Origin of the sequence: Fulvivirga kasyanovii, assembly GCF_009711405.1 — a bacterium.
GTDB lineage: Bacteria > Bacteroidota > Bacteroidia > Cytophagales > Cyclobacteriaceae > Fulvivirga > Fulvivirga kasyanovii.
Window position 1 is genome coordinate 1 of the sequence record NZ_SMLW01000462.1, and the last position, 12,034, is coordinate 12,034.

The 12,034-nt window shown below is 44.9% G+C and carries 7 protein-coding genes; 2 read left to right on the forward strand and 5 right to left on the reverse strand.

What is annotated here, in order from left to right; all coding sequences use genetic code 11:
- On the forward strand, positions 1 to 2,441 hold a 2,441-nt coding region (locus E1163_RS08010; protein WP_155170917.1), incomplete at its 5' end, for a caspase family protein.
- 146 nt (positions 2,442 to 2,587) lie between these two features.
- On the opposite strand, the gene E1163_RS08015 is transcribed toward E1163_RS08010, so the two are convergent.
- The 4 genes from E1163_RS08015 to E1163_RS08030 are packed head-to-tail and all read right to left on the reverse strand — an operon-like array spanning position 2,588 to position 7,386.
- On the reverse strand, positions 2,588 to 3,832 hold the full coding sequence (locus E1163_RS08015; RefSeq protein WP_155170918.1) for an NAD(P)/FAD-dependent oxidoreductase: 1,245 nt from the start codon (positions 3,830 to 3,832) through the stop codon (positions 2,588 to 2,590).
- Positions 3,833 to 3,856: 24 nt separating this feature from the next.
- Positions 3,857 to 4,858, reverse strand: a complete 1,002-nt coding sequence (locus E1163_RS08020; RefSeq protein WP_155170919.1) for a 4-hydroxyproline epimerase — start codon at positions 4,856 to 4,858, stop codon at positions 3,857 to 3,859.
- A complete protein-coding gene (locus E1163_RS08025; RefSeq protein WP_155170920.1) occupies positions 4,858 to 6,441 on the reverse strand; it encodes an aldehyde dehydrogenase (NADP(+)) in 1,584 nt (527 codons plus the stop codon). Before E1163_RS08025 ends, E1163_RS08020 begins: the two co-directional genes overlap by 1 nt.
- A gap of 9 nt (positions 6,442 to 6,450) precedes the next feature.
- Positions 6,451 to 7,386, reverse strand: coding sequence for a dihydrodipicolinate synthase family protein (locus E1163_RS08030; RefSeq protein WP_155170921.1), 936 nt, complete (start codon positions 7,384 to 7,386; stop codon positions 6,451 to 6,453).
- Between the two features lie 371 nt (positions 7,387 to 7,757).
- Here E1163_RS08030 and E1163_RS08035 point away from each other — a divergent pair, with 371 nt between their 5' ends.
- Positions 7,758 to 8,336: a YceI family protein gene (locus E1163_RS08035; protein WP_155170922.1), complete on the forward strand. Its 579-nt coding sequence runs from the start codon at positions 7,758 to 7,760 to the stop codon at positions 8,334 to 8,336.
- A 2-nt stretch (positions 8,337 to 8,338) separates the two neighbouring features.
- On the opposite strand, the gene E1163_RS08040 is transcribed toward E1163_RS08035, so the two are convergent.
- A partial coding sequence (locus E1163_RS08040) for a T9SS type A sorting domain-containing protein (protein ID WP_155170923.1) occupies positions 8,339 to 12,034 on the reverse strand: 3,696 nt, incomplete at its 5' end.

A 12,034-nucleotide genomic window follows, 5' to 3' on the forward strand; every position in this document is an offset into this window, starting at 1 on the left:
GCAATGAAAAAAGACTGGCCCTGATCATTGGAAATGCTGATTACCAAAATGCTAACAAGCTTTTAAACCCGGTTAACGATGCCCGATCCATGAAAAAGGCGCTTTCCGGACTTGGGTTTGAGGTTATGCAATATGAGAACCTGACCCAACGCGAGATGAAGCAGGTCATCGATGAGTTTGGCCGTAAGCTGGAAAGCTATGAGGTTGGTTTATTTTATTTTGCAGGGCATGGCATACAGGCCAACGGGAATAACTATCTGATACCAATTGAAACCAACCTTACCAATGAGCAGCAAATTGAATATGACTGTGTGCGTGCAGATCGTGTATTGGGGCTGATGGAATATGCCAAAAGCAAAGTGAATATCGTAATTCTTGACGCCTGCCGTAACAACCCTTTCAAAAGAAGCTGGAGCCGCTCTGCCCAGGGGGAAGGCCTCGCTTTTATGAATGCACCAAGTGGCTCATTGATTGCCTATGCCACTGCTCCGGGAAAGACAGCCTCCGATGGCTCCGGAAGTAACGGATTGTATACCGAAGCATTGCTGCAAAACCTGTCGTCACCCGACCTCACTATACTCCAGATATTCCAAAACGTAAGAAAATCCGTGGTTGACCAGTCTGCCAGACAGCAGATCCCGTGGGAGTCTACCTCACTGATCGGAGACTTTTACTTTAACAAAACCCAGGCAGGAGGCAAAGAACAGCAACCCATAAAGAAACTGGTAGCCAAGGAAAGCAGCACCGTAACCAGTAAGCCTACAACCTCCATAAACTCGCGCGCCATCTGGAAGTCTGATGAAAAAACATGGCACCTGCTGGACAATCAGGTGCAGATAGCCTCCCGAACAAAATATTCATACGCTGGCGATGACCTGCTGGCATATGACCCTGAAACAGGTGTATCCTACTTATTACCGGGCTATTCACACCTTACTGATAATGTATTCCGCCCTGCGGAGATCCTCTCAGAAAGGGAACAGTACTTTTGGCGCTCCAAAGACCTCAGCTTCTATGTTTACGACAAAGGCACGAGCATCAGTACAGAGATAGCTCACTCCAAGTCTGACGATGACCTGCTGGTTTACCACCCGCAGACCAATACTACGCTGCTATTGGAAAAATATTATCAATTGCAAGACAACAGACTCCGCCCTGCGGATGTAGTTTCGAAAACAGAGAACATATTCTGGAAATCGAAAGACAACAAATACCTATTCTTTATTAAAGGCGAGCAGGTAGCCAGCACTACCTCTTCGGCTGCTGTTAACGATGACCTGCTGGTTTATCATGAAAAAACCGGCTCCAGCTATATTTTAAAGAATTTCTATAATCTACAGGATGATAAACTGCGTTCGGCCATGCTCATCAGTAGCCATAAAGATGTTTTCTGGTCAGCATTTGGCAACAAATTCCACCTGTATGTCAAAGGCAAGGATGTTTCCTCTCAGGTCACCAACAAATGGTCGGGCAGTGACCTGGAAGTGTACTATGGAGACAATACTTACCTGCTCAAAAACTTCGCTAACCTTCAGGACAGACAGTTGAGAGAGGCCATTGTAATGGAAACAGCAGGAAAAGTAGAGTGGAAAGCCGAAAACAACCTGTTTTATGTAAAGGACAACAACAAGGAGATCCAGCTACAGACGGTGTATGCCATGGCTGGAAATGACTTGCTGGTATATCACCCGGATAAACAGAAAACTTATCTTCTGGAAAATTACAGTCACCTTCAGGACAACCAGTGGAGGTCGGCCCGGTTGCTGTCCTCTTCCCCTCAATCAGTATTCTGGATGTCTGAGGACAATGTTTACTGGCTGTATGTACAGGGAAAACAAGTGGCCCAGGAAACCACCAGTGCTGCCGAAGGACGTAACCTGCTCGTAACGCATACTACAACAGGCTCAAAATACCGGCTCTCCGGCTTCTACGACCTGCAGGACAAACAACTCCGTGCTGCTGAGGTTTTAAGTTTCAATGCTTCATCCACAAAAACATCAACCTCCGGCTACAGCGATTCATATAAGCGCAAAGGCAATGTTACCTGGAGGTCTAAAGACAATCTTTACTGGTTGTATGTGAATGGTGAACAGATAGCGAAGAGAACCAAAAGTGTATTTGTAGACAGTGATCTTCTAGTCTACGACCCTACGGACAACCTTTCGTACGTGCTTGAAAGCTATAAAGACAGGCAGGACGACCAAATCAGGTCAGCAACCATCCTTGACTCTTCGGATCAAACCTGGTGGCGGGCCAATGATGGAGGGTACTACATTTATGTAAAAGGTGAACTCATTACCACGGCTACCAACGTGCAATCTTACTGGGCCGACAGTGACCTGATCGTATACCATAAACCTTCAGGGATCACTTACCGGCTGGAAGATTACAATGCCAATAAAGATGATCAGCTAAGGCCTGCTTTTAAGGTAATTGAATAATAAAACAAAAGGAGGCCCGGGCAAACTTGTAAGGATTCGATCAATAACCTAAACACATATATTTTTAAACTTTTACCTCTCGTTTCCTAACGTGTTTGCCCAAAGCCAACCTAACCCCAGGTTTTTCATTGCTTTTATTCCTGATATCAGTTGTAGCGATCAGGGTTAAGTATCGCTATATCAATGTCAGGCTTTTCTCCGGAAACCACTTGTGACACCAGTTTTCCAGTGACCGGTCCCAGGCTCATCCCCATCATGGAGTGCCCGGTAGCGGCAATGAGATTGTCATAATGCCTGAATCTGCCTATATAAGGGAGCCCGTCAGGAGAGCACGGCCTCAGCCCTACCCATACATCAGATTTTTGAAAATCAGTATTTGCAAATTGCGGGTAGTACTGCGGAATAGATTTATAAATACCTCCCACACGTTTGCTGTTCACGGTCCTGTCGGTACCATTGAGCTCCATGGTGCCACCGAACCGTATGGCTCCATTCATTGGTGTTACTGATACCCTTGCTTCAGAAAGCAGGGCACAAATACGCAGATATACCGGAGGCTGATCCACCATAATGCTGTACCCTTTACCTCCCTGCATCGGTATATTTACTTTCAATGTTTTTAACAATTCGGACGACCACGCCCCCGCAGCAACTATAAATTCGTCTGCCCGCAAAATATCAGCGGTCGTCTGCAATGCAGTAATCCGGCTACCTCTCATATCCAGACCGGTTACTTTTTCAGAAATGAAGTTTACTCCTCGTTGCTCCAGAAGCGCCTTCATGCCTGACATAAAAAGGCCCGGAACCATGTAGGCATCCATGGGAAAATATACCCCCCCGGCCACATCCATCTCTACACCGGTTTCCATGCTCATAAGCTCTGCTGCCGAAAGGGTCTCAGCGTTCATTCCCAGCCCTCTGGCCTGTTCTGCTACTATGCTTTCCTCTTTCAGTGCGTGACTGGTTTTGCAGAGCATGAAAAGGCCCTGGGTTTGTAAAGAAAAATCGAGGGACTCCTCTTCTACCAGTTGTAGATACAGATTGCGGCTCTCCATGTTCATTTCCTTGAGCACGTGCATGGCATTCTGCACATGGGCAGGGGTAGCAGCTTTGTAAAATTTCCAGCCCCACGACATCAGGTCTTTGCTAAACCGCGGCTTAATGTAGAAAGGGCTGTCGTTCCGAAGCAGCCATTTAAGGCCCAGCATCACCATGCCCGGAGCAGCCAGTGGAATGAAATGGCTCGGCACAATCATTCCTGCATTGCCATACGAACACCCCTTAAGCTGGTCATCGTCGCTAACCACTGTCACCTGATATCCCAGTTCTGACAGGTAATAGGCAGAGCTGAGTCCTACTACACCTCCACCAATAATGGCTACCTTTTTCATCTTCTAATTATTAGTACACCCTCCTTAAATTACCTGAAAGCCTCCCGAATACGGATCATCATCGTCTACAATGATGTTATTGTATCCATATACCATGGCCCAGCCCTCTACACTGGGTATAATACCCTTTTTACCGGCTATTACTACTTCATCCTCAATCCGCCCTGTGAACTTTGAGCCTATAATACTTTCATGGATAAAGGGCTGACTTTTTTGTAACAGGCCTTTGGCATACCACTGGGCCATCCTTGCTGAGGTACCGGTACCACATGGTGAGCGATCAATGGCTTTGTCTCCATAAAAAACTGCATTTCTGGCCGTGGCATCAGACGAAAGCGTATCCCCTGTCCATAAAATATGGCTCAGACCCGAAATAGTCGGGTTATCAGGATGAATAAAATTGTAGTTGTTGTTAATATTCTCCCGAAGCTTTCTGCTCCATTGGATCAACTGCTCTGCCGAATAGGCCTGAACACCTTTAAAGTTTTCCTGAGGATCTACAATTGCATAGAAGTTGCCTCCGTAAGACACATCAACCTTCAGCTCTCCTAAATCCGGGCAATGAGCAGTTATGCCTTCTGCCTCCAGAAACGAGGCTACATTGGTCAGCTTTACTGACTTGACTTTTTTACCCTCCTGCGTGTAGCTAACCAATACAAGGCCGGCCGGAGTTTCCAGGCGAAGCTGGCCGGACACTTTTGGAGTAACCAACCCCTCTTCTATGGCTATGGTCACAGTGCCTATAGTACCATGCCCGCACATAGGCAGACAACCGGACGTTTCAATAAACAACACACCAACGTCATTTTCAGGATCTGAGGGCGGATAAAGAATACTCCCCGACATCATATCATGCCCGCGGGGCTCAAACATCAGGCTCTTTCTCACCCAGTCATATTCCCTTAGGAAGTGTTGCCTCTTTTCGCTCATGTTGGCACCTTCCAGGTGCGGGCCTCCACCTGCCACTACCCTTACCGGGTTGCCGCAGGTGTGAGCATCTACACAAAAAAATGTCTTTCTGGCCATTAAATAGCGTCCCTGGTTAATTCTCCGTTTACTTTTCTCCAAATGCCCAGCGGGTTGCTGTTCTTTAGTTCATCCGGCAGGGCTTCTTCAGGGAACCCCTGCAATGCCAGTGGTCGTACGAATCTCTTAATAGCATCCGTACCCACAGAAGTAAACCTGCTATCGGTTGAAGATGGAAAAGGGCCTCCGTGCTGCATGGCATGGCACACTTCAACTCCCGTGGGCACACCGTTGAACAATACCCTGCCCGCTACATTGGAGGCTTCCCTTACAACATCCTTATACTCGGTCAATTCACCAGGCTCCGCCATAATAGTGGACGTAAGCTGCCCTCTGGCACTGCGGATAACCTGCTGCAACTGCTCTTTATCAGTACATTTCACAACCAGTGAAAATGGCCCGAATACCTCTTCATGTAAATTGGGGTTATTCAGAAAATTTGCACCAGAAACACAGGCCACGGCAGCCGCCCCCAGGTGGTTACCTTCCTGCTCTGCTGCAGCACCAAGCAAGGTGACCCCGTTTTGTTCAAGTACTTTCGCCCTGCCATTTTGGTAGCTTTTCCAGATACCTTCATTCAACATCGTGGCAGGCACAACCGCCTCTATTTCTTTAGCCAGTTCATCCAGAAAAATATCCAGCTCTTCACCTTCTATACCTAGTAAAAGTCCGGGATTAGTACAGAACTGCCCTGCTCCCAGGGTGATTGACCCTGCGTATTGCCTGGCTGTTTCCCTGCCTGATGCCTTTAACTTTCCGGGAAGCAATACCACCGGATTTATGCTGCCCATTTCTGCAAATACAGGAATGGGCTCTTCCCTCTGAGCTGCAGCCTTGTACAATGCCATGCCCCCAGAGTAGGAACCTGTAAAACCAACTGACTTGACAACGGGATGCATGACCAGTTGCTGCCCCAGGGAAGAACCTCTGCCATTCAAACTTGAAAATACACCATCAGGCATACCTGTATTTTTGGCTGCCTGAGCAATGGCACGGGCCACCAGTTCATTCGTGCCCAGGTGCGACATGTGTGCTTTAACTATTACCGGATTACCGGCAGCCAGTGCAGAAGCAGTATCTCCACCTGCCGTGGAAAAAGCCAGGGGAAAATTGCTGGCTGCAAAGACAACCACAGGCCCAACAGGTACAAGCATTTTCCTGATATCGGGCTTCGGTAGCGGCTGTCTGTCCGGTTGGGCTGTTTCAATGGTCGCGTCTACCCACGAGCCGTCACGCAGCAGTTGGGCAAACAACCTCAACTGCCCGACAGTCCGGCCTCGCTCTCCGATGATCCTGGCCTCGGGCAGGCCACTTTCCTTTACGGCTGTCTGAACAAGTACATCATCAAGGGCAAGTATTTCATCTGCTATCGCTTCCAGAAAATCGGCTTTTTTGCTTCCTGAGAAATGCTTGTACACCCCGAAGGCCTGAGAAGCCTTTTGAAGGGTTTCCTCTATCTCCTCGTTGGTGGCCATATAGAATTTCTCCAAAGGTCTGGCCTCACGGGGGTCAAAAGAGGTAACGAAATCCTCTGATGTTGCTGATAAACTGAATCCGATAATGTTCTTTCCTTGTACTACCATGCTTCTTGTTTAAATCGTGTTCATTATTTTTTCTATATTGAAATAGTCGGGCAACTCGGGCCTCGTACTCAGGCCATCCTCAATGATCTTCACTACCCGCTCCCGTTCTGCTCCATTCAAAGGCATACGCGGCAACCTTACATCTTCCGTTCCCAGCCCGGCCATAGTCTCAGCCAGTTTGATATTCTGAACCAACTGAGGGTTGATATCCAGCTCCAGCAATGGCAGGAACCATCTGTATATCTTCAATGCTTCTTCATGATAACCGGCTTTCTGCAAACGGTATATGGCGACTGTCTCCCGTGGGAAGGCACATACCAAACCTGCTACCCAGCCATCAGCCCCCATAAAAAGACTTTCCAGGGCCAGTGTATCCACACCTGACAGGATCTTGAACCTGTCACCAAACCGGTTGATCATTCTCGTCACGTTGCTAATATCCCGGGTTGACTCTTTTACCGCCTGAATGTTGGCCATAGCAGCCAGTTCTTCAAACATATCCATGGTGACTTCAATCTTGTAATCCACAGGGTTGTTGTAGATCATGATAGGCAGATTGGTAGATTTCGCTACGGCTTTGAAGTACTCCACAGTTTCCTGGTCAGTAGCTTTATATCTCATTGGAGGAAGTATCATCAGACCACTCGCCCCGCTTTTTTCAGCTTTCGCTGCAGCCTGGATAGCCGATGTGGTACTTTGCTCCGCAATATTTAAAACCACAGGCACCCTGCTACCAACAACAGAGACCGTGCGCCTGGTAAGGTCATATTTTTCATCATCGCTGAGAGAACTGGCCTCGCCAAGGGTGCCTCCCAAAATAATACCATCCACACCCGCTTCAAGCTGGGCTTCAATATTCTTTTCAAACCACAGCCAATCCAGTTGATCGTCTTTGGTAAACTTAGTTGTCACTGCGGGAAATACCCCTTGCCATTGAAAGTTCATACGGTAAAATTTTAAGTTCTTTATTCAAGTGCCAAATTAGTACAACCCCGAATGCCATGTTTTCACTATATGACCCTATTCTGATATTATTTTAACATGTTTAACCAACAAGCCCCTGAAATCACGATCAGATAGTATTTGCAGTCTACAATTCACTGTTTATAGTTCGCAGATTGCTATTCTTTATTTCGGTTAATTGCCTATTGCTTTTGCCAACTGCCGACTAGTTCACGGGTCACCGATTACCAAAACCTTCAGTCTCCGGTCTTCCGACTTCCAACCCTAGCCACCAGACCGATCACCCACATAGGTACTTTCCCAAATTTTCACTATATTATATGTACTATCGGAACCCTTAAAACACGCCTCCTATGAAGAAAACATGCATTATATTGATCCTCAGCTTTATAAGCTCAGTCAGTTTGGCCCAGACTACGTGGGTAATAGACCCTACGCACTCATCTGTTCAATTTGATGTTTCGCACCTGGCCGTATCATCGGTTACAGGTTTTTTCACTTCTTATGCAGGTACATTAACCTCGAAGAAGAATGACTTTGAAGATTCCAAGATCAATGCTACTATTGAAGTAGCCAGCATTACAACCCATAACCTGGAGCGGGATAAGCACCTGAAGGAAGATGACTTCTTTAATGCCGAAAAATTCCCGGAGATTAAATTCGTAAGCACCAGCTTTAAAAAAGTTTCTGACAACAACTACCGCATCGAAGGGAACCTGACCATCAGGGACGTAACCAAACCCGTAACACTTGATGCGGAATTTGGTGGTATTGTATCTATCAACAATAAAAAGAAGGCCGGATTTACAGCCACAGGTACTATTGACCGTTTTGAGTATGGTTTAAAATGGGATGATGTATTGGATAACGGCGGACTGATTGTTGGTGAAAAAGTGGATATTATTTTGAAAATTGAATTGGTGAAGCAGTAGAACTACTTCACCATTATCCTTACTGTTTTCGATTTTTCTCCGGCATATAGAGTCAACAGATATATTCCAGCTTTAAGTTGTGGCTCCTGGATAACTAATTCATAGTGCATTTTACCCGTATGAATTTCATCCAACACTATCTTATTGCCTTGAAGATAGACCATTCTCAACCTTATATCTGATTCTTTAGAAAGATCTACTTCAGCACCAAATATTCCATCATTTGGATTAGGATAAGCTGTAAATGATTTAATAAGGTCTTCTTCATTAGCTTTACGTCCCCCTGCATCAGGCTTAGACGGAGCATCAAGTACGTTTATACTTTGTGAGTAAAAATCATTACATTCAGCAAGACCGATTTCAATGTCAATAGAATATGTACCTGGAGTATTAAACACAATCTCCGCATAATCATTATTTTCCATTAGAACTTCGACCCCTTCAGGCATCGACCAAGTTAGGGTTTCAGGTATAGGCCAACTGATATCTATTATAACCACCGTATCCCCAACATAAGCTTCGGTAGCCATCAAAAAATCAGCATCTAATAAATCATCAGAAACAATCAATTCAAAGCTATCTTCTGCCTCACAACCGTCTTCATTAATCACATGCAAGTTATAATCGCCCGGTTCTGAGATCGTCACTTCTTTTTCGGTACTTGAAAAGCCATTATCTGAAGTCCAGGTATAAACGCCATTAGGTACACTGAGACTAGTTATGTAAGAAGAACCCGTGCATATTTCCACATCGCCCATATCAATAATAAACGGTTCCGGGTCGGGTAATTCTATAATCTCGCTAAGTTCACATCCCTTACCATCACTAACAGTTATGTTATATGATCCCGCTGCAAGATCATCCAGCAATGTGCTGGTTTCCCCTGTAGCCCATGTATAACTGTAACCACCATTTCCTCCTGAAGCAGTAATACTTATACTTCCATCTGCATCTCCAACGCAAGTGGGTAATACTAAATTATCAATAGATAATGAGACAGGTTCCACCCCATGCAGTTCAACATCACGGTTTAAGGTACAGCCATTAGCGTCTGTAATTGTCACGTTGTAAGTACCCGCCTGAATACCAGACAAGCCAGTATCAGTAGATCCTGTATTCCATAAATAACTATAAGTACCAACCCCTCCACTAGCAGTCATTTCTATACTACCATCGGATGTATCGTGGCAGCTAGGAATAACTGTAGAAGATACCGTAAAGTCAATGGCTTCCGGTGAAGGAATATTAATTATCTCCACCGCTACGCAACCATTGGCATCTGTAATAGTAACTATATTATCACCAGGACTCAAAGCTGATGGTGACACTCCTGTCTCTCCATTCTGCCACTCAATATTGAAAGGTGCCACACCTGTAACATCGATCACAGCCTTACCATCATTGCTATCAAAGCATGATGTACTCGTTTTACTCGTAACTGCTGTCTGAGGTCCATCAATACTGCTAATATTGGCTGAACGGGTAATAGTACAGCCATTGCTATCCTCAATAGTAACGGTGTAAATACCACCTCCTACACCTGTAAGTACAGCATTAGTACCCACGATTTGATCTGAGGTATTTCTCCATGTGAACGAATAACCTGCGGTTCCTCCTGAAGCTTCGGCTTCTGCTGAACCATTATTATCACCACAGGTAGAATTTACTTCATTGGATACTGAACCTGTAAGCACTAAAGGTTCAGTAATTGTTGTTGATATAGAAGCTGCACAACCATTGGCATCACGCATATCTATTGTATAATTTCCTGCTTCTAAGCCGGTAAATGTATCTGAGGACTGCCATAGCCCTCCTTGTAAGGAGTACTCATACCCCAAAGCTCCACCTGTGGAAGTTAGTGTAATACTTCCTGAATTATTACCATTACAATCTACATTGACTTTGCTACCAACAGACAGCGTTAGTGCCGGCGGGTTGGTAATTGGGATGTCATTCACACTCGTGGTGCAGCCGTTCCAATCGGTAATGTTTACGGAATAGAAGCCAGGGCTGAGATTAGATAAGTCCTCTGTAGTTTCACCTCCGGACCACAGAAAAGTATAAGGAGCTGTTCCACCTGTTACATCCACATCTATGGTACCATCTGTACCATTGTGACAACTGACACCTGTACCTGAGTAGCTTGAAGCAAAAGCGTCTGCTTGCAGTGTAAATGGTTCTGACAAATCATAACTATCGGTAATCAGACATCCATTACTGTCCGTTATATCAACCGTATAAATACCTGCTGCCAGTCCCGATAAATCTTCAGTTGTTTCTCCGTTGGACCAGGCATAAGTGTAAGGTGGTGTGCCTCCTGATGGTGTAAGGTCAATGGCCCCGTCTGCTGCACCGTTACATGAAACTGACGCAGGTTCGCTGAAGCTGGCCGTAATGATTGGACGAGAATTTACAAAAGCAGAGACGACGCTTTGGCATCCTTTACTGTCTTTAACAATAACACTATAATTTTTAGACTCCAGACCATTAAAGATATTAGAGGACTGAAAAAATGCTCCATCTATAGAATAGGTATAAGGAGCAGTACCATTTGCCACACCATTTATAGAAATACTCCCATCACTGCCTCCATAACAGAGGACTTCCGTTGTGGAAACGTTAAAAGCAATAGCCAGAGGGTCTGAGAATTCTTTGTTAACACTTTTTACACAGCCATTCCTATCCTTTATGCTTATCGTATAGTTACCAGCTAACTTATTAGTGAAAATGTTACTAGTTTGATAGGTGCTACCGTCAAGGGAGTAGGTATAGTTGCCCGCCCCTCCAGAAGCTGATATCTCTAAAACCCCCGAACTCTCTCCATAACATTTGGGATCAGTAGCTGATACTGTAGCTGTAATGGCAGAGGGAGCAGCAATCGATACTTCAGAAGCATAAGTTATTTCACAATTATTCGCATCCTTTACTTTTATTGTATAGTTACCCGCTTGCAAACCCGTTATCTCATTAGAAGTAGAATAAGTGCCTCCGTCAACTTTGTAATATAAAGTTCCAGTACCTCCGGAAGCTTCTACGGTTATTTTTCCATCACTGCCTCCATTACAACTGAGGTTTTGACCATTATAGTCTGAACTTACATAAGCATCGGCTATGGTTATTACCTCCGGTTCTTCAATAGTTACAGAAAGACTCCCAGAACATTTGTTACCATCTTTAACAGTCACATCATAGCTGCCTACACTTACGCCGGATATATCTTCTGTATCATCCCCATTTGACCATGCATATGAATAAGGGGCAATTCCATTTGTAACGGTTAGATCAATGCTTCCTGTAGCATTTCCATTACAGTCGGTGTCATTTTTGGTTGAAGTTAATATCAAATTATAAGTATCATCTCCGACGGTAAAGGGAGCACTCTCTGCTGTACACCTTCTCGCGTCCTCATTATTGTCATAAAACAACTGATAAACATAACTGCCCGTAGAAGATAAATTAACCGTCATTGGTATATCTGAACCATAAAAAGAGATGTTCCTTTCATCAATTCTCAGATCATATCGTGTAGATGAATTTCCAGCACCATTGACTCCTGTAATAGTAATAGACGGAGAGCTTGAACAGGTTTTATTGTTAGTATTAAAAACTAATTGAGGTGCTTTTGCATAAATCTTACCTACAGATAATCCCTCAGTATACCCAACAGACTCAATATTTGTACAACTCTTATATCTTGT

Excerpts from the sequence above, each read along its gene's own strand:
- E1163_RS08015 (WP_155170918.1), bottom strand. The coding sequence starts at position 3,832 with ATGAAAAAGGTAGCCATTATTGGTGGAGGTGTAGTAGGACTCAGCTCT.
- E1163_RS08020 (WP_155170919.1), bottom strand. The coding sequence starts at position 4,858 with ATGGCCAGAAAGACATTTTTTTGTGTAGATGCTCACACCTGCGGCAAC.
- E1163_RS08025 (WP_155170920.1), bottom strand. The coding sequence starts at position 6,441 with ATGGTAGTACAAGGAAAGAACATTATCGGATTCAGTTTATCAGCAACA.
- E1163_RS08030 (WP_155170921.1), bottom strand. The coding sequence starts at position 7,386 with ATGAACTTTCAATGGCAAGGGGTATTTCCCGCAGTGACAACTAAGTTT.
- E1163_RS08035 (WP_155170922.1), top strand. The coding sequence starts at position 7,758 with ATGAAGAAAACATGCATTATATTGATCCTCAGCTTTATAAGCTCAGTC.